Here is a 19,664-nt window from a genome sequence, read left to right as displayed (position 1 = left end):
ACGGTAGCTTAGTTCGAGGAGGCGCCCATGTCCCCGACGCCGACGTTCGCTCTGTGGCACAAGCTGGCCGCGAAGCCGGGCGGAAAACAGCTGTTCAGCGCCGCGATGTGCCTGCGCGTGCCGTACTTCCGCACGGTGCTGCCCTCGGTGCGCGAGCTGCGTCCGGGCCGCTGCGAGGTGACCGCGCCGAAGTGGTGGGGTGTTTACAACCACATCCGGACGTTCCACGCGATCGCCGCCTGCAACCTCGCCGAAATCGCGATGGGCATGCTGGCCGAGGCCACCGTCCCCACCACGCACCGCTGGCTGCCGAAGGGCATGAACGTCCAGTACGTCGCGAAGGCCGAGACGGGCCTGCGTGCGGTCGCCGCGCTGCCCGAGCTGCCGGAGTTCGGCGACGAGGGCTTCGGCCTCGAAGTCCCGGTGACCATTTCGGACACGCATGGCAAGCCCGTGGTCACCGGGACGATCACCATCTGGGTGACGCCGAAGAAGCGTTAGAGCGGCTTGTACTGCACGTACGTCGTCTGGTGGAACGTGTTCTGACCGGACGGCGACGGCAGGCCCAGCTTCCGGTCGACGAGCTTGCCGAGCGGGCCGCAGCCCTGCGTGGCCGGCAGCGCCAGGTCCGGGTCGACGACGCCGAAGTGGAAGGTCGGCGGGTTCTTGGAGAGCACTGTCGGCGGCAGCGCCGGGTCGTCGTGGACGACGGTGTGCAGCGGTGCCGCCGCCGTGCCGATGCTGCATTCCTTGCGCAGCAACGGATGCCTCAGTACCGCGTAGACGTCGAGCTCGCCACGCCGCACGTCGTTGCCCTGGAAGTCCGAATAGCCGCCGTAGCGCAGCTGGATCGTCGTTCCGGCCAAGCCGGGCACGCGCACCGGCGTGTGCCGCAGTGCGCCGAACACCTGCGCGTACTGGCCGTTGACGCGGCCTTCGCTGAACGCCAGCCGCATCTCGCCGAGCGGGATCTCCTCGTCGCCGATCGTCAGTTTTCCTTGGGATACAAAGGATTCGCAGCGCCACGTGCCCGGGTCCGCGTTCGACGGCGGTGCCGGGCAGTCGCTGAAGTCGAACGCCGGGAGTTCGTCGGCGGACGCGGTCGCGGGCGTCAGCGTCAGCGCGGCCATAGCGACCGCGGCCGCCCCCAGTGCGAGAAGTTTCATGGCGGTGAGCCTGCTCGCGCCGCGACGCCGGGACATCCGGGATCGCACCCAGGGGAGACCCGAGATTTCGTCAGGGGGCGAGCCGGGCCAGTGAGTCGGCGAAGCCGCTGTCGGTGGCCGAGAAGAACTCGGCATCGGCGGCTTCGACGTCCTTCAGTGCCTTCGCGACCAGCTCCAAGCCGGCGGGGGTGACCTCCAGCCGCTTCGCGCGGGCGTCGGCCGGGTCGTCGGCGCGAGCCAGCAGGCCGCGGCCGGCGAGCTTGCGGACCACCTGGCTGGTCATCATCGTGTCGGTGCCGGCCTGGTCGGCGAGCTGCCGCTGGGTCGGTGGCTCGCCCGAGCGGGTGAGCCACCACGTCGTCGTCAGCAGCACGAACTGGACGTGCGTGAGGTCGTGCGGGGCCAGCGCGGCCCGCATCGCCCGCTGCCAGGCCAGCGTCACGCGCCACAGCAGGAAGCCGGGGCTGCGCTCGGGGCCGGGCAGGCGGGACTCCGGAGCGGTCATACTCGCGAGCTTGCTGTGACATCCGGGGCCTCGCCCCGGGCCGGGGGCTCCGCCACCCGGGCCCCCGTAAGAGCTGCCTCGGCAAGCCTGGCCAGCGCGCGCATGGCGTCGGGAGTGTCCGAAGTGACCTGCGGGCCGAAGCCCTCCGGGCCGTCGATGGTGACGCGGTAGGTGATCCGCGTGCCGCCGTCGACGTCGGTCAGGACGTGCTCGAACCGCAGGTACGCGTCGGGCAGGCGCGTCTCGTCGGTGAAGCTCCGGCCCTCGGTGACCTCGGTGAGGGTGAACGGGATCGGCGGCATGCCGTCCATCGTCATCGTGCCGCTGGTCCCGACGGCGAAGGGCCGTCGATGACCACCGACCGGACGCCCGCGTCCCACTCCGGCCAGCGGCCGGTGTCGGCCCAGAGCGGCCAGATCGCGGCGGCGGGGGCGGTGGACAGCTCGCTGTGTTCGTACTCGTAAAGTGCCATGCGAGCAGACTATATGCGCGCATACTATCTGCGCAAGGGCCTCTGTTACCGGGGCGGTGGTGGTCAGTTCGCCGAGCGCAGCTTGTCGTAGTAGGCGACGCAGTCGCTGTAGAGCGGGAGCAGGCCGCTGTCGCGCGCTTCGGCGAGCGTCGGCGCGGTGCGGTCCTTGCCCGAGAGGACCGGCTCGATACCGGCCGGCCACGGCAGGTCCAACGCCGGGTCGAGCGGGCTGATCCCGTGTTCGCCCGATGGTGTGTACGGCTCGGAGCAGAGGTAGCTCATCACGGTGTCGTCTTCGAGGGCGATGAAGCCGTGCCCGAGGCCTTCGGCGATGTAGATGGCGCGGTACTCGGTCGAATCGAGCCGGAGCGCGTCCCACTTGCCGAACGTCGGCGAACCGACGCGGAGATCCACGACGATGTCGAGCATCGAGCCGCGCGGGCAGTAGATGTACTTCCCCTGGCCGGGCGGTGTGTCGGCGAAGTGGATGCCGCGGAGGGCGCCGCGCCGGGAGACGCTGTGGTTGGTCTGGCCGAGCCGCATCGGGTGGCCGACCGCCTCGCGAAAGGCCGTCTCCTGGAAGGGGGCGACGAACAGGCCCCGCTCGTCGGGGAACGCCCGGGGAGAGAACTCGTAGGCGTCCGGGACGCTCAGCCGGCGGAATTGCATGACGGCATCATATCGGGTGCCAAGAAAACCGGACAGACGTCTTGGGAATTGCCGCAATTCGCCGCGGATGTGACATCAACCGCACCGAGGGGTCACGGGCGCGGGCGGACCTGTCACAATGAACGAACCGCCGCGTCCGCGGTCATCGCCAGACCCACGGCCAGACCCATGGCCCCGATGGCCGACGTGACGCCTCGCCGACAGGCCGGCGCTACCGCGCTGGGCTGCCGTGCCGGAGGAAGTTCCCACGTCAGCAGGGTGCGCCTTCTCCCGCTGTCGTGGTCCCCCGCTCGCATGCCCAGGAGAATTCCAGTGACCCACGTTCGATCCGCGAGTTCCGTCATTCCCACTGGAGGAATGACGGAAACGACGACAGGAAACCCCATGAGCGACCCCACCGGCACTGTCGCGCCGGTCACCGACGAAGAGATCTTCACCGGGCACGAGGGCGGCAAGCTCTCGGTGGCGGCCACCCGGCCGATTTCCAGCCCGCGTGACCTTTCGATCGCCTACACCCCGGGTGTGGCGAAGGTGAGCCGCGCGATCGCCGAGGACGCGGCCAAGGCCAAGCGCTACACGTGGGCGGACCGGCTGGTCGTCGTGGTGAGCGACGGGACGGCGGTGCTCGGCCTCGGCGACATCGGCGCCAGCGCGTCGCTGCCGGTCATGGAGGGCAAGTCCGTCCTCTTCAAGACCTTCGGCGGGCTCGACTCGATCCCGCTGGTGCTCGACACCACCGACGTCGACGAGATCGTCGAGACGCTGGTGCGGCTGCGGCCGTCGTTCGGCGCGGTCAACCTGGAAGACGTCTCCGCGCCGCGGTGCTTCGAGCTGGAGGACAAGCTCAAGGAGGCGCTGGACTGCCCGGTCATGCACGACGACCAGCACGGCACGGCGATCGTCACGCTGGCCGCGCTGCGCGGCGCCAACCTGGTGCTCGACCGGGCGATCGCCGACCAGCGCGTCGTCGTCTCCGGGGCCGGCGCGGCGGGCGTGGCCTGCGCGAAGATCCTCCAGGAGGCCGGCATCGGCGACGTCACCGTGCTCGACTCGCGCGGCATCATCCACGAGGGCCGCGACGGCCTGAACCCGGTCAAGGCGCGGCTGGCCGCGACGACGAACAAGGCCGGCCTGCGCGGCGGGCTGGCGGAGGCCCTGGAAGGCGCGGACGTGTTCCTCGGCCTGTCCGGCGCCACGATCGACGAGTCCCTGCTGGGCCGGATGGCCGGCGGCGGCATCGTCTTCGCCCTGTCCAACCCGGACCCCGAAGTTCACCCGGACGTGGCCGCGCGGTACGCCTCGATCGTGGCCACCGGGCGCAGCGACTTCCCGAACCAGATCAACAACGTGCTGGCGTTCCCCGGCGTGTTCCGCGGCGCGCTCGACTCCGGCGCGCGGGCGATCACGGAGAACATGAAGCTGGCGGCCGCCGAGGCGATCGTTTCGGTGGCGCTGGACGACCTGGGCCCGGACCGGATCGTCCCGAGCCCACTCGACCCGCGCGTGGCCCCGGAGGTCGCGGCCGCGGTGGCGAAGGCCGCTGAAGCGGACGGCGTCACGGCCTGACCCCCTCAGCACAAAGCGGCACTTTCACGTGAAAGTGCCGCTTTGTGCTGTAAAGCGTAGCTTTCACGTGAAAGTGGCGGTTCAGCTCAGGAGTTCGGCGAGGCGGTGGCGGGGGACGTCGACCAGGCGCAGCTCGACCAGGTCCCCGGGGACGGTCAGGGAGACGTTCGCCAGGCGGGCGTGGGCGCGGGTCAGGATCTCGTCCTGGTGCTCGACCGCGTCCGCGACCACCACCGCGTGCCGGTTGTCCGGGGCGCTCCGCAGGTACCGGAGGGTGTACTTGCCGCGGATCAGCGCGGCCAGCGCCGTCTGGGAACGCTCGTCCGCCAGGTCCGGGTGCGCGTTCGGCACCAGCAGCGCCAGCCGCCGGGCGTTCGTGCCCAGCAGCGTCCGCAGCAGCCACGGGCCCGGGTCGGCCGAGAGGTCCATCGCGACCGCGTCGCCCTCGGGGCCGGAGATCGACCAGTCCACCGGCCGCGACTCCAGCGAAAGCCCGTCCGCCGTGGCGATCTCCTTCAGCTTCTCCAGCAGGGCCGGTTTCGTCCCGGCGGCCTCCACCGACTGCGGCCCGTGCGTGTAGATCGCCTTGCCGCTGCGCATCTTCTTGGCCTTCGCCGTCGGCTGGCAGACGTACAGGTCCGCCGCACTGCCGATCGCCTGCGCCCCGAGGTACCGGTTGAAGCCCGGCAGGATCGCCTCGAACGTCAGCCCGAGTGTGGCCAGTGACCGCTGCACCTGCGCGCCCAGCGCCGGGTGCCGCGGGCTGTAGCCGTAGGCCAGCAGCAGCCGTCCCTCGCTCGGCTCGCGCAGCGCCTGCACCCCGCGAGCCGCGAACAGTCCCATGCCTTCGGGCGTGTACGGCGGATCGCTGAACACGAGGTCGAAGCCACCCGAGAGCGAGGGCGGCAGGCCGACGCGCAGGTCAGCGTGCACCGTCCGGATTTCGCGGCCACCGCGATCGTCGAGGTAGGCGAGGACGCGCTCGTCCAGGTCGACGACCGTGAGCGACGCCGACGGGCAGACCGCGCGCAGCGCCAGCGACGTCAGGTCGTGGTCGCCGAGGAACAGCAGCCGCGTCGAGGCGAGGTCGTACTGCGCGTCCAGCCACAGGGCGCGGCGCAGCACGGTCTCCGGCGTGGCCTGCACGTGGTCGAGCGCGGCCAGCGGCGACGGCACCTCCGCCACCCACTCGGCGACCTTCGGCAGCAGCTCGTGCGTGGCCACGGCTTCGTCGAGCGGGTCGGCGTAGCGCGGCGCGCGGTACTGCAGGTACGACGCCGCGACGCCGGGGGCGATGCGCAGCCGGTCGCCGCTGCGGTCCAGGTCGTCGCCGAGGGCGGCGAGGACGGCCTCCACGCTGCGCCGGGGCGCCGTCGACAGCCGGACCAGCTCACCGAGGTCGTGGTCGCCGGTGCGGAGCAGGTCGATTACGCGGTACAGCGGGCGGACGCCGACGCCGTGCGCGGCGAGGACGTCGTCGAGGGCCTTCACGGGACACGAGCCTAGCTACCAGCCCCCGGAACAGCGTGCCAACCACCGCCGACTCGGCTACGGTCGGACGGACCGGGACATGGGGAGTGGCAGTGACCATCGAATTCCGTGACGTGACCAAGCAGTATCCGGATGGGACGGTCGCCGTCGACAAGCTGAACCTGACGGTCGAGGACGGCACGATCACCGTGTTCGTCGGCCCGTCCGGCTGCGGCAAGACGACGTCGCTGCGGATGATCAACCGGATGGTCGAGCCGACCGCCGGGCAGGTGCTGCTGGACGGCAAGGACGTCGCCGAGGGTGACCCGGCGCTGCTGCGCCGCGGCATCGGCTACGTCATCCAGCACGCCGGTCTCTTTCCACATAGGACAGTCCTGGACAACATCGCCACCGTGCCGCTGTTGTCGGGCTGGGACAAGGCGAAGGCGCGCAAACGGGCGGCCGAGCTGCTGGAGATCATCGGCCTGCCGGTCGAGCTCGGCAAGCGGTACCCGGCCCAGCTCTCGGGCGGCCAGCAGCAGCGCGTCGGCGTCGCCCGTGCGCTCGCCGCGGACTCGCCGGTGCTGCTGATGGACGAGCCGTTCTCCGCCGTCGACCCGATCGTGCGCGAAGGCCTGCAGGACGAGCTGCTGCGGCTGCAGTCGCAGCTGGGCAAGACGATCGTGTTCGTCACGCACGACATCGACGAGGCCGTCCGGCTCGGCGACAAGGTCGCGGTGATGCGGGTCGGCGGCAAGCTCGCCCAGTACGGCACGCCCGCCGACGTGCTGCGGCACCCGGTGGACGACTTCGTCGCGTCGTTCGTCGGCCGGGACCGCGGTTACCGCGGCCTGTCGTTCCTCTCCGCCGACGGCGTCGAGGTCAAGGAGCTGGAGCTGGTCGAGATCGGCTCCACCGTGCCCGCGAGCGACGGCTGGCGGCTCGTCGTCAACACCGAGAAGCAACCCCGCGGCTGGCTCCCGCCGGACTCCACAGTGGACGGTCCGCTCAGTGAAGACGGCCTCGTGGCGGGGGGTTCACTCTGGGTGCGGGGGACGCCGATCCGCGGCGCGCTCGACGCCGCGCTGTCGTCACCCGCCAGCCTCGGCGTGGTCGTGGACGAAGAGCACCGGGTACTGGGCGCCGTGGTCGCGCGGCAGGTTTTGGACGTCATCGAGGGCACGCCCCAGGCGTCATGAGCTTCTTCGAGGAACTCGGGCGGTACCTGAGCAGCGCGAACAACCGCGTCCAGATCCTCGGCGACCTGGGTGATCACGTCTACCTGGCGCTGCTCCCGCTGGTCGTCGGGATCGTGCTGGCGATCGCGGCGGGCTGGCTGGGGCACCGCTGGCGGCCGGCCCGGCAGGTGGTCATGGTGCTCGCCAACCTGCTCTACACGATCCCGTCGCTCGCGCTGTTCGTCGTCATCCCCGGCCTGATCGGGTCGAAGATCCTGGACAGCGTCAACGTCCTCGTCGCGCTGACGATCTACACCACGGCCCTGCTCGTCCGCCCGGTGCTCGACGCGCTGGACGCCGTGCCGCCGCCGGTGGTCGCCGCCGCCACCGCCGTCGGGTACAAGCCGCTGCGCCGGTTCTTCGCCGTCGAACTCCCGCTGTCGGTGCCGGTGCTCGCGGCCGGCGTGCGGGTGGCGTCGGTCAGCAACATCAGCCTGGTCAGCGTCGGCGCGCTGATCGGCACCGGCGGACTGGGCGTGCTGTTCACCGACGGCTTCCAGCGCGAGTACTTCTCGCCGATCGTCGTCGGCATCGTGCTGACACTGCTGCTGGCGCTGGTCGTCGACCTCGTGCTGGTCGGCTCGCGAAACCTGCTCACGCCGTGGACCCGGGTGGCCGCATGATCAACGATCTCTTCCGCTGGTTCGGCGACCCGGCCCACTGGTCGGGCCCCGACGGCGTTCCGCAGCGGCTGCTGGAACACCTCGGCTACACGTTCCTGGCACTGGCGATCGCGCTGGTCATCGCCGTCCCGCTGGGGCTGTTCGTCGGCCACACCGGACGCGGCGGCGTCGCGCTGGTCAGCGCCGGCAACGCGATCCGCGCGCTGCCGACGCTCGGGCTCGTCACGTTCCTGTTCCTGCTCTTCACCGAAAGCGTCACCTCGACGATCATCGGGCTCGTCGTGCTGGCCGTGCCGCCGATCCTGGCCGGGACGTACGCCGGGCTGCAGGCGACCGACCACGGCGTGGTCGACGCCGCCGAAGGCGTCGGCATGACCGGCTGGCAACAGCTGTGGAAGGTCGAAGTGCCGATCTCGCTGCCGCTCGTGCTCGGCGGCATCCGCAACGCCGTCCTCCAGCTCGTCGCGACCGCCGCGGTGGCCGCGTACGTCGGACTCGGTGGCCTGGGCCGGTTCCTGCTCGACGGACTGGCCATTTTGGACTACTCCGAGGTCATCGCGGGCGCGCTGCTGACGACGGTGCTGGCCATCGTCCTGGATCTGGTCTTCGCGGTGCTGAACCGCGCACTGGTGCCCCGGGGTGTCCGGCTCGCCGCGGCCGTGAAGAAGGTGACGGCGTGAAGCGGCTGGTCTTGGTGGTGGTGCTGGTGCTCGCGGCCGGCTGTGGCAACCCGCTGGCGGGCGGCGGCGAGGGCGGCGCGACGGGGGACATCATCATCGGCGCGTCCGACGTCGGGGAAAGCCTGCTGCTGGCCCAGATCTACGCCGGCGCGCTGCGGAACGCGGGTGCCACGAACGTGACCGTGCGGCCGCCGGTCGGCAGCCGCGAGGTCGTCGTCAAGGCACTGCAGGACAAGTCGCTGTCGGTCGTGCCCGACTACAGCGGCAACCTGTTGCGGTACTTCGACAAGGACACCACCGCGACGACACCTCAGGACGTCTACGCGCAGCTGCGCCGGAAGATCCCGGCCGGGTTCGAGGTGCTGGACCAGGCGCCCGCCGAGGACAAGGACCTGCTCGTCGTCGGGCCGCAGCCGGCTTCCGCCGGGGTGAAGACGTTCTCCGACCTCGGGCCGCGCTGCCGCGAGCTGGTGTTCGGCGGGCCGGGCCAGTGGAGCAGCCGCTGGAAGGACAAGATCAAGTCCCTGTACGGCTGCGAGTTCAAGGAGATCCGCACGACCGACACCGGCGGCCCGGTGACGGTGGCGGCCCTGAAGTCCGGCGATGTGCAGGTGGCGGACCTGTTCAGCACGTCGTCGACGATCGCAGCGAACGGGTTCGTGCCGCTGGTCGACGACAAGAACATGTTCCCGGCGCAGAACATCGTGCCGCTGGTGGCGCGCGGGACGCTGTCCCCGGCCGAGGTGGCCGCGCTGAACCGGGTGTCGGCGGTGCTGACCACCGAGCAGCTCACCCGGCTCAACGTCGAGTTCACCGAAGAAAAGCGCAACCCCCTCGACATCGCCGAGGACTTCCTCGCCCGCAACAACCTCAAGTCCTGACGGCGAGGTCAGCCGCGTAGAGCTGCCGCGACTCGGCCCGCGTCCTCGATGCCCCGCTCCGGCGGCTCCTCCGGCAGCGGCAGCAACACGACCGAACCGCTGCCCGCCTCGTGCAGGGACCGGACCGCTGCCACACATTCGTCGAGCGAGCCGCAGATGGCCAGGCGGTCGATCCACTCCGGGTGCAGGCCCGCCGCCAGTTCGTCCACTGTGGACGCCGAGTCGACCAGCTCCAGCAGTTCCGCGGCGAACGGCAGGTCCTGCACCTGGACCAACGCGCCCGGCGTCAGGGACTCCGCCACCGTCCGGCGGGCTCGCTCGCGGTCGCCCAGCGCCAGCCAGTTGTACGTCACCACTGCGTGATGGGGCGGCGCGGCCTCCGAAGAGCGTCCGGGTGCGATGCCCGCCAACGCCGTCCGGACGTACTCCGGCGGGGACGGCTCGGCCAGGATCGTCCCGTCCGCCGTCGCGCCCGCGATCGCCAGGGACTTCGGGCGGCGGACACCCGCCACCAGCGGGGGCGGCGACGCCGGCGGGAAGACCAGCTCGACCGCGTCGAGGTTGACATGCTTGCCGGTCACCGAGACCCGGTCGCCCGCCAGCAGCCGCCGGACCGCCACCAGCGTCTCCTCGAGCGCCGCCAGCGGTGACGCCGGGTACGCCCCGATCTGCCGCATCCACGACGCGACGCCGTGCCCGAACCCGGCGATCAGCCGGTCCGGGTGCAGCTCGGCCAGCGCGGCGATCTCCATCGCCGCGATCGCCGGGTTGCGCGCGACCGCCGGCAGCACCCCGATGCCCACCTTGATCGTCGACGTCACCGCCAGCGCCGTCGCGACCGTGGCGATGCCGGCCGCCCAGAAGCAGTCCTCGACCAGCCAGACTTCGTCCAGTCCCGCGTCTTCGGCCTGCTTCGCCAGCTCGATCAGCTTGGCCGGCGGCTGTTCGCGGTTGATCCGGACACCGATCGACGTCGTGGGTGCGTACACGCGCGGCTCCTGTTCAGATCCGGGAGAACGCGGGCGCGTATTCGAAGGCGCCCGCCTGGGTGGGTTCGTACGCGGCCAGCGTCCGCGCCTGGAAGTGCTTGCCCCACTGCGGGTCCGGGGCGGTGATCGCCAGGTCCGACGCCGTGACGAACCCGAACCGCGAGTAGTAGGCCGGATTGCCGAGCAGGACGACCAGGCCGTGGCCGAGGGCGTCCGCCGCGCCGACCACGGCGTGCACCAGCGCAGAGCCGACGCCGCCGGCCTGGTGCGCGGGCAGCACACCGAGCGGGCCGAGACCCACGGCGGTCTTGGCGTCGTCGCCGAGGCGGGCGCGGCTGCAGCAGACGTGCCCGACGACGGCGCCGTCGCGGACGGCCACGAGTGAGAGAGGGTTGATCAGGTCGCCTTCGGCGCGCAGTTCGTCCACGAGCGGCGCCTCGATCGGGGTCACGCCCTCTTCGCGCCGGAACGCCGCGCTGTGGACGGCATGGATCGCGGCCTGGTCGGCGGGTGTTTCCCGGCGGATCAGCATGATCGCTACCTTGCCGTGAACCGGTGGTGGAGGGCAATCGGTTTGGGCTGCGCCCCCGGTTTCCACGCTACCGGAGGGCACCGACAGTTCCGGGCGCGCGAACGACGAAGGCCTCCTCCCGGCGGACCGGGAGGAGGCCTTCGTCGTGGTCAAACGATCACTCGAACGCCTTCGAGATCAGGGCCTTCTGCTCCACCTCGTGCACCTTCGACGAGCCGGCCGACGGGGCCGCCATCGGGCGGCGCGAGACGACCTGCAGGCCCGAGAGGACCTCCGGGAACTTCCGGGGCAGGTTCAGGCCGAAGAACGGCCACGCACCCTGGTTCTCCGGCTCCTCCTGGACCCACGCGACCTGCGTCGCGTTCGTGTAGCGCTCCACCGCCGCCACCAGCTTCTTCTTCGGCAGCGGGTAGTACTGCTCGATGCGCACGATCGCGACGTCGTCGGCCTCGCGCTTCGTCCGCTCCGCCACCAGCTCCCAGTACAGCTTCCCGGAGGTCAGCAGCACCTTGCGGATCTTCGCCGGGTCCGGTGTGACGTCGTCGATGACGGACATGAACCGGCTCTCGCCGGTGAAGTCCTCGGTACCCGACGTCGCGGCCTTGTTGCGCAGCATCGACTTCGGCGTGAAGACGACCAGCGGGCGCTGGATGCCGTCGAGGGCGTGGCGGCGCAGCAGGTGGAAGTAGTTCGCCGGGGTGGACGGCACCGCCACCGTCATCGAGCCCTCCGCGCACAGCGAGAGGAACCGCTCGATGCGGCCGGACGTGTGGTCCGGGCCCTGGCCCTCGTGGCCGTGCGGCAGCAGCAGCACGACGTCCGAACGCTGGCCCCACTTGGCCTCGCCCGAGGAGATGTACTCGTCGATGACGGTCTGCGCGCCGTTGACGAAGTCACCGAACTGCGCTTCCCACATTACCAGCGACTCGGGGTTGGCCACCGAGTAGCCGTACTCGAAGCCGACGGCCGCGTACTCCGACAGCGCCGAGTCGTAGATCATCACGCGGCCCTGGCCGTCGGCCAGGTTCTGCAGCGGCGAGTACTCCTGGCCGGTCTTGCGGTCGATGAACACCGAGTGCCGCTGGGTGAACGTGCCGCGGCGCGAGTCCTGGCCCGACAGCCGGACGAGCCGGCCCTCCATCGCCAGCGACCCGAACGCCAGCAGCTCGCCGAACGCCCAGTCGATGTCGCCTTCGCGGGACATCTTGTGACGGCGTTCCATGACCGGCTTGACACGCGGGTGCGGGGTGAAGCCGTCCGGCACGTTCACGAACGCGTCGCCGATGTGCTCGAGCGCCGCGCTGGTGATCGCCGTCGCGACCTTGGCCGGCACCTGCTGCTCCTCCTCGACCGAGGGGCTCGCCTTCGCCGGGTGCTTCTCCAGCTCCCGGACCTCGTTGAAGACGTGCTCCAGCTGGCTCGAGAAGTCGCGCAGCGCGGCCTCGGCCTCTTCGACGGAGATGTCACCGCGGCCGATCAGCGACTCGGTGTAGGTCTTCCGCACCGAACGCTTGGTGTCGATGATGTCGTACATCGCCGGCTGCGTCATCGAGGGGTCGTCGCCCTCGTTGTGGCCGCGGCGGCGGTAGCAGATCAGGTCGATGACGACGTCCTTGTGGAACGCCTGGCGGTACTCGACGGCCAGCTTGGCCACCCAGTGCGCGGCTTCCGGGTCGTCGCCGTTCACGTGGAAGATCGGCGAGCCGATCATCTTCGCGACGTCGGTGGCGTACTGCGACGAGCGCGAGTGCTCCGGCGCGGTCGTGAAGCCGACCTGGTTGTTGACGATCACGTGCACGGTGCCGCCGGTGCGGTACCCGCGCAGCAGCGACAGGTTCAGCGTCTCGGCGACGACGCCCTGGCCCGCGAAGGCCGCGTCGCCGTGCATCAGGACCGGCAGCACGGTGTAACCCTCGCCGCCCTTGTCCAGGAGGTCCTGCTTCGCGCGGACGATACCCTCGAGCACCGGGTCCACGGTCTCCAGGTGCGACGGGTTCGCCGTCAGGGAGACCTTCGTCTCGCCGTCGCCGAACATGCGGAAGTACTTGCCCTCGGCGCCGAGGTGGTACTTCACGTCACCGGAGCCGTGCGCCTGGCCCGGGTCGAGGTTGCCCTCGAACTCCTGGAAGATCTGGCTGATCGGCTTGCCGACGATGTTGGCCAGCACGTTCAGCCGGCCGCGGTGCGGCATGCCGATGACGACCTCGTCGAGCTCGTGCTCGGCGGCCTTGTCCAGCAGCGTGTCGAGCAGCGGGATCGCCGTCTCGCCACCCTCCAGCGAGAAGCGCTTCTGGCCGACGTACTTGGTCTGCAGGAACGTCTCGAACGCCTCGGCGGCGTTCAGCTTCGAGAGCACGTACTTCTGGACCGCGGGGTCCGGCTTCTCGTGCGGGATCTCGACGCGCTCCTGGATCCAGCGGCGCTCCTCGGGGTCGAGGATGTGGGTGTACTCGATGCCGACCGTGCGGCAGTACGAGTTGCGCAGCACGCCCAGGATGTCGCGCAGCTTCATCCGCTCCTGGCCGGCGAAGCCGCCGACCGGGAACTCGCGGTCGAGGTCCCAGAGGGTGAGACCGTGGGACAGGACGTCCAGGTCCGCGTGGCTGCGCTGGCGGTAGTTCAGCGGGTCGGTGTCGGCCATCAGGTGGCCGCGCATCCGGAACGCGTCGATCAGCTCGATCACGCGGGCGGTCTTGTCGACCGGACCGTCCGGGATGTCGGCGACCCAGCGGATCGGCTCGTACGGCAGGCGCAGGCTGGTGAAGACGTCGTCGTAGAAGCCGTCTTCGCCGAGCAGCAGCTCGTGGATGCGCTTGAGGAACTCGCCCGACTCCGCGCCCTGGATGATGCGGTGGTCGTAGGTCGAGGTCAGCGTCATGATCTTGCTGATGCCGAGGTCGACCAGCGTCTTCTCGCTGGTGCCCTCGAAGGCGGCCGGGTACTGCATGGCGCCGACGCCGATGATCGCGCCCTGGCCGGCCTGCAGGCGCGGCACCGAGTGGTTGGTGCCGATGCCGCCCGGGTTGGTCAGCGAGATGGTGGTGCCGGAGAAGTCGTCGGCCGTCAGCTTGTTGTTGCGGGCCTTCTTGACGATCTCCTCGTACGCCTGCCAGAACTGCAGGAACGTCATGTCCTCGACGCCCTTGATCGAGGCGACGACGAGGTTGCGCGAGCCGTCCTTGCCCTTCATGTCGATCGCGAGGCCGAAGTTGACGTGCTCCGGCGTGATCGCGAACGGCTTGCTGTCGATCAGCTGGTAGTGCCGGTTCAGGTTCGGGAAGTTCTTCAGCGCCCGCACCATGGCGTAGCCGATGAGGTGCGTGAACGAGATCTTGCCGCCGCGGGTGCGCTTGAGGTGGTTGTTGATGACGATGCGGTTGTCCGCCATCAGCTTCGCCGGGACCGCGCGCACGCTGGTCGCGGTGGGGACGCTCAGCGAGGCGTCCATGTTCTTGGCGATGGCCGCCGCGGCGCCGCGCAGCTGCTTCGACTCCGGCTCTTCCTTCTTCGCGTCGGCCTTCGGCTCGGCCTTGGGCTCCACCTTCGCGGCGGGCCTCGGGGCCGGCTTGGTGGCCGGCTTCGCGGGGGCCGCCTTGGCCGGGGCCGGCTTCGTGGCCGACTGCTTGGCCGCCGACTCCGCGTTCTGCACGGCCTTGGCCGAGGGCTGCGCCGCCTGGCCGTTGGTGGACGACTTGACGTCGGCCTGCTTCTGCCGGGCGGTGTCCGCCTTGGCCTGCGCGTTCTGCGTCGGCTTGAAGTCCGCGAAGAAGTCGTGCCATGCGGCATCGACTGAGGAAGGGTCTGCGAGGAACTGGTCGTACATCTCTTCGACCAGCCACTCGTTGGGGCCGAACTGTGACGCAGGGCTGCTGCTGGACACGGCTGGGGCTCGCCTCTATCCGTCTCGATCTCGATCTTGAATCCGCTGATGCGCCTACCAGGCTAACCCCCTCGGTGACCGCGATGTGATGGAACCGGCCTGTGTGAGGCGTGGCGCACTAGGGGATCGGTCACTGACTCGATCAAGATGTGCTAAGGGAACGTTAAGCGCTGGACCCGGTACAGGGTTTCCGGGCTCTTTTTCCCGGGTTCGTCCTCTGGCCCGTGGACGTTCATCGGGGTGGGTTCTCCTGGAAGGATGTGGCTGGTCGAATGTCCTTCGTTCTGGGACCAGGGCCTGGTGCGGCCGCTGGTCACCGAGTCCGGCACGGTCGTGCTGCGGTGCGACTCGTGCTCCGCGGTGTGGCCGACGCTGGCCGACTTCGAGGAGATGGAGTGGGTCGAGCCGGACGAGCCGGACTGGCTGGTCGGCGCCGGGGTGCACGTCCGGCCGGGCACGGTCCGCTGGGCGTCGCGGCCGGACGTGGAGGCGGCGGGGATGGGCTCGCTGAAGTGGCGGGCACTCCCTTAGCCGGCTTGTAGCTCGTATGGCGGCTCGTGGGGGACGAGCTTGACGGCCAGGTGCAGCTGGTCGGTGGCCAGCAGTCCGGCGATGTCGCGCATCACAGGTGTGACGTCCGTGATGGTGGTGATCCACTCGTCGGCGAGCTCGCCGACGATCCGGATCGCCTGGAAGTTCAGCGCCGTGTGGTCGAGATCTCGCTCCGGTACCCACTCGGTGTGCTCCAGGAGGGCTCGCTCGAAGCCTTCGCGGGTGATGTCGACGGCCAGGACACGCTCGTGCTCCGGCTTGCGCCCGTTGCCGCTGAGGTAGGCCGCCACGCGGAACGACGGCACGAACCCCGTGGCCCCGCCCCGCTCGAAGACCTGCTTCCCGAGCGCGGCGTCGGCGTCGGCGGGCGAGCAGGCCAGGTAGACCCGGACGGTCGTTTCGGTCCGCATGGCCCGGACCTGCCGGTCGGGAACCCGCCGCTCTTCGAACATGCCCGCCATGCTCCCAGCGCGGGCCGGCCCGGCGAGACAATTGCCGTATCTCGCGTGATCGGGGACGTAACTCGCGTGATCAAGGCCGGAACTCGTGAGTCACGTGTCCAATCACGCGGGATACGGGCTGAATCACGCGAGTTACGGGTTCAGCCGAGGGCCCAGAGGCGGGCGTAGTAGCCCTTGGCCGCCAGGAGTTCGTCGTGGGTTCCCGTTTCGACGATGCGGCCGTGGTCCATCACCACGATGCGGTCCGCGCGGGCCGCTGTGGCCAGGCGGTGGGCGACCACGAACGTCGTGCGGCGGCGGGCCACGGTCTCCGTTGCGCGGAGGACCGCCGCTTCCGTCGACGGGTCCAGCGCCGCCGTCGCCTCGTCGAGTAGCAGGATGTCCGGGTCGACCAGTTCCGCCCGGGCCAGCGCGACCAGCTGGCGCTGACCCGCCGACAGCGACCGGCCGCGTTCGCCCACCGGCTGCAGGAAGCCCGACGACAGGGCCGCGACGCCGTCGAGCGCGCCCACCGCCCGCACCGCGGCTTCCACCTCCGCGTCGGTCGCCGACGGGCGGCCGTAGCGGACGTTGTCGGCCACCGTGCCCGAGAACAGGTGCGCCTCCTGCGGCACCACGCCCATCCGGCGCCGCACCCCGGCCAGCTCGTACTCGCGGACGTCCGTGCCGTCGATCCGGACCTCGCCGCCGGTGGCGTCGTAGTAGCGCGCCACCAGCTTCACCGCCGTCGACTTCCCCGCGCCGGTCGCGCCGACCAGCGCGATCGTCTCTCCGGCCGCGACGTCCAGCGAGAACTGCTCCAGCGCCTTCGTTTCGGCGCCGGTGTAGGCGAAGTCGACTTCCTTGAACGAGACTTCGCCGCGCAGCCGCTCGGGCGCCGCCACCGGGTGCTCGGCCGCCGGCACCGACGTCGGCGTCCGCAGCAGGTCGCCGATGCGGTTCAGGCCGACGCGCGCCTGCTGGTAGCCGTCGAACACCGCCGACAGCTGCTGGATCGGCGAGAAGAACTGCTGCAGGTACAGCAGGAATGCGAGGAGCACGCCGGCCGACAGGGTGCCCGCCGAGACGCGGTTCGCGCCCGCCACCAGCACCGTCGTCGTGGCCAGGTCCGACAGCAGCGCCACCAGCGGGAAGTACGTCGCGACGTACCGCTGGGCCCGCAGCCGCGAGCGCCGGTAGTCGTCACTGCGCGAAGCAAACGCTTCCGCGGAGCGGTCTTCGCGCGTGTACGCCTGCGCGACGCGCAGCCCGCTGACGTTCTCCTGCATGTCCGCGTTCACGACGCTGACCCGCTCGCGGGCCTCGTTGTACGCCTTCGACGCCGACCGCCGGAAGATCACCGTGGCCACCGCCAGTACCGGCACCATCGCCAGCGCGTACAGCGCCAGCCCGGCGTCGGTGACCAGCAGCGCGGCGGTGATCCCGGCCAGCGTGAGCGCGCTCACCACCGCGGTGGCGAGCCCGGTCTGCAGGAACGTCGAGAGCGCGTCGACGTCCGTCGTCATCCGGGTCATGATCTTCCCGGACAGCTCCCGCTCGTAGTAGTCGAGCCCGAGCCGCTGCAGGTGCGCGTAGCTGCGGACGCGCAGCGCGTACAGCACCGTCTCACCCACCCGTGACGTCAGCCGCGTCTGCGCGAAGACCACCAGCCAGTCGGCCGCGATCACCGCGGCCCCGATCCCGGCGGCCAGCCAGATCATCCACTCGACGCCGGTGCGGACGCCGTGGTCGACGCCGAACTGGTACAGCCCCGGCAGCGCGATCGACGCCAGCGCGTCCGCCGCCACCAGCCCGATCACCAGGGCCAGTGGCCGGCGGACCGGCCGCAGCAGCCCGGTCAGCCGGAACTTCGGGTCGGGCGCGGTGACGTCCACACCGGGCAGCTGCGGCTCGTCGACGGCCGGCGGGAGCTTGCGTACGCCCTCGATCAGCTCCGGCGTCGGCGGCACGTCGAGGCCGCCGCCCCCGCCGCCGCCGACGAACCCGCTGCTGTTCGGGTCGCCGCTGCGCATTCGCGCGGCTTCGGCCAGTGCGTCGACCTCGTCGCGGCTCTCGTCCCGCGGCCAGAGCGCGGACGTGACCCCGGCCGGGCCGCAGTCCAGGCCCTCGCAGCGGTGCTTCTCTTCGACGTCGTCGCCCGGGCCCGCCACCAGTTCGCGGAACAGCGGGCAGCGCGCCATCAGCTCGGCTTCGGTGCCGACGTCGACAACGCGGCCTTCGTCCAGCACCGCGATCCGGTCGGCCAGGGCCAGAGTGGAGCGCCGGTGGGCGATCAGCAGGGTGGTCCGGCTCGCGGTGACCGACCGCAGGGTGTCGTGGATCGCCGCCTCGGTCACGGTGTCGATGGCCGACGTCGCGTCGTCGAGGACGAGGATCCGCGGGTCGGTGATCAGTGCCCTGGCCAGCCCGAGGCGCTGCCGCTGACCGCCCGAGAGCGTGAGCCCGCGCTCGCCGACCAGCGTGTCGTAGCCGTCCGGCAGCGCCCGGATGAAGCCGTCCGCCTCGGCCGCGCGCGCCGCCGCGACGACTTCTTCGTCGCTCGCGTCCGGGCGGCCGTAGGCGATGTTGTCCCGGATCGACGAGGAGAACAGGAACGCCTCTTCGAACACCACGCCGATCGCCTGCCGCAGCTGCCGCAGCGGGACGTCACGGATGTCAAGGCCGCCCACCCGCACCGCGCCCTCGTGCACGTCGTAGAACCGCGGCAGCAGCAACGAGATCGTCGACTTCCCGGAGCCCGCGGTGCCGACCAGCGCGAGGGTTTCGCCCGGGTTCGCGGTGACCGAAAGGCCGTCCAGCACCGGTTCGCTGCGGGTGTAGCCGAACCGGACGCCGTCGAGCTCGACGCCGAGCGGGCCGTCCGGCAGCGGCCGCGCTTCGGCTGAGTCGACGACCTCCGGCTGCGCGTCGATCAGCTCGTACACCCGCTCGGCGCCGGCGCGGGTCAGCTGGGCCTGCACGACCAGCCCGGACAGCATCCGGGCCGGGCCGATCAGCGTCGCGAGGTAGGTGGCGAAGGCCAGGAACGTGCCGAGCGTGATGGACCCGTTCAGCGCGAGGACGCCGCCGATGCCGAGCACGGCGACCTGGCCGGCGGCGGGCAGGGCGGCGGTGGTCGCCGTCGGGATCGCCGACAGCTTCGCCGCGCGAAGCCGCTCCCCGAACAGCTTGCGCGCTGTCCCTTCCAGCTTCGAGACTTCCCGCGTCTCCTGGCCGAATCCCTTGACCACCCGGACGCCGGTGACGGTCTCTTCGACCTGCTGCGCGACGTCCGCCGCGCGCTGCTGCGCCGACCACGTCGCCGGGAAGAGGCGCTTGCGGCTGCGCGCCACGATGATGCCGACCGCCGGCGTGACGACCAGCGCGATCAATGTCAGCACCGGGGACAGCCACAGCATCGCGATGAACGACAGCAGCGCGAAGACCACCGAGCCGAACGACAGCGGGACCTGCATCAGGATGCCGGTCACCAGCTGCAGGTCGGAGATCGCACGCGAGGCGACCTGGCCGGTGCGCAGCGCGTCCTGCTTGCCGCCGTCCAGCCGTGAAACGGCGTTGAACACGCGCTGCCGCAGGTCGTGCTGGACGTCGAGGGCGAGCTTTCCGCCTAGGTAGCGGCGCGCGAACGCGGTGCCGAAGGCGATCAGCTGCAGCGTGATCAGGAAGACGGCGATCCCGGGCAGCCCGCCGGTCCGCCCGGCCACCGCGTCGTCCACCGCCGTGCGCACCAGCAGCGGGCTCGCGGCCTGCACGCCGACACCGAGAGCGGCGGCGAGCAGCGACAGCACGACGAGCACGCGGTGCTCCCACGCCGCGGCGGACAGCCGGCGGATCCAGCCGGTTGTCTCGGCGGGTGGGAGCTCTTGACGGGAGCGAGGCGAAGCGACAGTCACGTTGTGACAGTAAGCGCCACCACCGACAAAATATTTCCCCGAACGCGGAGAAGGCCACCTCGAGCTGCTCGAGGTGGCCTTCACGAA

The 19,664-nt window shown here is 70.6% G+C and carries 18 protein-coding genes; 7 read left to right on the top strand and 11 right to left on the bottom strand.

Annotated elements, in window-relative coordinates; all coding sequences use genetic code 11:
• Positions 1-27: 27 nt before the first annotated feature.
• Entirely contained in the window at positions 28-501 is a 474-nt protein-coding gene (locus tag A3CE_RS0116080) for a hotdog fold domain-containing protein (RefSeq protein ID WP_020641122.1), read from the top strand.
• Here A3CE_RS0116080 and A3CE_RS0116075 read toward each other — a convergent pair.
• The 5 genes from A3CE_RS0116075 to rfbC all read right to left on the bottom strand — a co-directional run bounded on the left by A3CE_RS0116075 (position 498) and on the right by rfbC (position 2,812).
• Positions 498-1,166 carry a hypothetical protein gene (locus A3CE_RS0116075; protein ID WP_026468539.1) on the bottom strand — a complete coding sequence of 223 codons (669 nt, stop codon included), beginning with the start codon at positions 1,164-1,166 and terminating at the stop codon, positions 498-500. The two genes, A3CE_RS0116080 and A3CE_RS0116075, sit on opposite strands and share 4 nt — an antisense overlap.
• Positions 1,167-1,236: 70 nt before the next feature.
• On the bottom strand, positions 1,237-1,671 hold the full coding sequence (locus A3CE_RS0116070; RefSeq protein WP_020641120.1) for a MarR family winged helix-turn-helix transcriptional regulator: 435 nt from the start codon (positions 1,669-1,671) through the stop codon (positions 1,237-1,239).
• Positions 1,668-1,988, bottom strand: coding sequence for an SRPBCC family protein (locus tag A3CE_RS53510; protein ID WP_020641119.1), 321 nt, complete (start codon positions 1,986-1,988; stop codon positions 1,668-1,670). The genes A3CE_RS0116070 and A3CE_RS53510 overlap by 4 nt, the downstream gene beginning before the upstream one ends.
• Entirely contained in the window at positions 1,985-2,143 is a 159-nt protein-coding gene (locus A3CE_RS58635) for an SRPBCC family protein (protein ID WP_020641118.1), read from the bottom strand. Before A3CE_RS58635 ends, A3CE_RS53510 begins: the two co-directional genes overlap by 4 nt.
• 63 nt (positions 2,144-2,206) lie before the next feature.
• Entirely contained in the window at positions 2,207-2,812 is a 606-nt protein-coding gene (gene rfbC, locus A3CE_RS0116060) for a dTDP-4-dehydrorhamnose 3,5-epimerase (RefSeq protein ID WP_020641117.1), read from the bottom strand.
• Between the two features lie 384 nt (positions 2,813-3,196).
• Between rfbC and A3CE_RS0116055 the strand changes: the two genes are divergently transcribed.
• A complete protein-coding gene (locus A3CE_RS0116055; RefSeq protein ID WP_020641116.1) occupies positions 3,197-4,378 on the top strand; it encodes an NAD(P)-dependent malic enzyme in 1,182 nt (393 codons plus the stop codon).
• Between the two features lie 81 nt (positions 4,379-4,459).
• Here the strand turns inward: A3CE_RS0116055 and A3CE_RS0116050 are convergent, their stop codons facing one another.
• Complete coding sequence (locus A3CE_RS0116050; protein WP_020641115.1) at positions 4,460-5,869, bottom strand: bis-aminopropyl spermidine synthase family protein; 1,410 nt, start codon at positions 5,867-5,869, stop codon at positions 4,460-4,462.
• Between the two features lie 92 nt (positions 5,870-5,961).
• On the opposite strand from A3CE_RS0116050, the gene A3CE_RS0116045 reads away from it, so the two are divergent.
• The 4 genes from A3CE_RS0116045 to A3CE_RS0116030 are packed head-to-tail and all read left to right on the top strand — an operon-like array spanning position 5,962 to position 9,270.
• Entirely contained in the window at positions 5,962-7,047 is a 1,086-nt protein-coding gene (locus A3CE_RS0116045; RefSeq protein ID WP_020641114.1) for an ABC transporter ATP-binding protein, read from the top strand.
• The gene (locus A3CE_RS0116040; RefSeq protein WP_020641113.1) at positions 7,044-7,709 is read left to right on the top strand and encodes an ABC transporter permease; all 666 of its coding nucleotides are present in this window, start codon (positions 7,044-7,046) and stop codon (positions 7,707-7,709) included. The genes A3CE_RS0116045 and A3CE_RS0116040 overlap by 4 nt, the downstream gene beginning before the upstream one ends.
• Positions 7,706-8,389, top strand: coding sequence for an ABC transporter permease (locus A3CE_RS0116035; RefSeq protein WP_026468538.1), 684 nt, complete (start codon positions 7,706-7,708; stop codon positions 8,387-8,389). The genes A3CE_RS0116040 and A3CE_RS0116035 overlap by 4 nt, the downstream gene beginning before the upstream one ends.
• Positions 8,386-9,270: an ABC transporter substrate-binding protein gene (locus tag A3CE_RS0116030; RefSeq protein WP_020641111.1), complete on the top strand. Its 885-nt coding sequence runs from the start codon at positions 8,386-8,388 to the stop codon at positions 9,268-9,270. Before A3CE_RS0116035 ends, A3CE_RS0116030 begins: the two co-directional genes overlap by 4 nt.
• Positions 9,271-9,278: 8 nt before the next feature.
• Here the strand turns inward: A3CE_RS0116030 and A3CE_RS0116025 are convergent, their stop codons facing one another.
• The 3 genes from A3CE_RS0116025 to A3CE_RS0116015 form a co-directional block, all read right to left on the bottom strand.
• Positions 9,279-10,259, bottom strand: coding sequence for an LLM class flavin-dependent oxidoreductase (locus tag A3CE_RS0116025; protein ID WP_020641110.1), 981 nt, complete (start codon positions 10,257-10,259; stop codon positions 9,279-9,281).
• A 13-nt stretch (positions 10,260-10,272) separates the two neighbouring features.
• Positions 10,273-10,791 carry a GNAT family N-acetyltransferase gene (locus A3CE_RS0116020; protein WP_020641109.1) on the bottom strand — a complete coding sequence of 173 codons (519 nt, stop codon included), beginning with the start codon at positions 10,789-10,791 and terminating at the stop codon, positions 10,273-10,275.
• A 157-nt stretch (positions 10,792-10,948) separates the two neighbouring features.
• Entirely contained in the window at positions 10,949-14,671 is a 3,723-nt protein-coding gene (locus tag A3CE_RS0116015) for a multifunctional oxoglutarate decarboxylase/oxoglutarate dehydrogenase thiamine pyrophosphate-binding subunit/dihydrolipoyllysine-residue succinyltransferase subunit (protein WP_020641108.1), read from the bottom strand.
• A gap of 258 nt (positions 14,672-14,929) precedes the next feature.
• Between A3CE_RS0116015 and A3CE_RS0116010 the strand changes: the two genes are divergently transcribed.
• On the top strand, positions 14,930-15,202 hold the full coding sequence (locus tag A3CE_RS0116010) for a hypothetical protein (protein WP_020641107.1): 273 nt from the start codon (positions 14,930-14,932) through the stop codon (positions 15,200-15,202).
• Here the strand turns inward: A3CE_RS0116010 and A3CE_RS0116005 are convergent.
• Both A3CE_RS0116005 and A3CE_RS0116000 read right to left on the bottom strand, forming a co-directional pair.
• On the bottom strand, positions 15,199-15,675 hold the full coding sequence (locus A3CE_RS0116005; RefSeq protein WP_020641106.1) for a DUF4291 family protein: 477 nt from the start codon (positions 15,673-15,675) through the stop codon (positions 15,199-15,201). The genes A3CE_RS0116010 and A3CE_RS0116005 overlap by 4 nt on opposite strands.
• Positions 15,676-15,824: 149 nt before the next feature.
• On the bottom strand, positions 15,825-19,577 hold the full coding sequence (locus tag A3CE_RS0116000) for an ABC transporter ATP-binding protein (RefSeq protein ID WP_026468536.1): 3,753 nt from the start codon (positions 19,575-19,577) through the stop codon (positions 15,825-15,827).
• Positions 19,578-19,664: the final 87 nt, after the last annotated feature.

It is taken from the genome of Amycolatopsis balhimycina FH 1894, assembly GCF_000384295.1.
In the GTDB taxonomy this organism is placed as follows: Bacteria; Actinomycetota; Actinomycetes; order Mycobacteriales; family Pseudonocardiaceae; genus Amycolatopsis; species Amycolatopsis balhimycina.
Note: the sequence above shows the minus strand (reverse complement) of the source record. Positions and strands in the feature narration are given on the sequence as shown.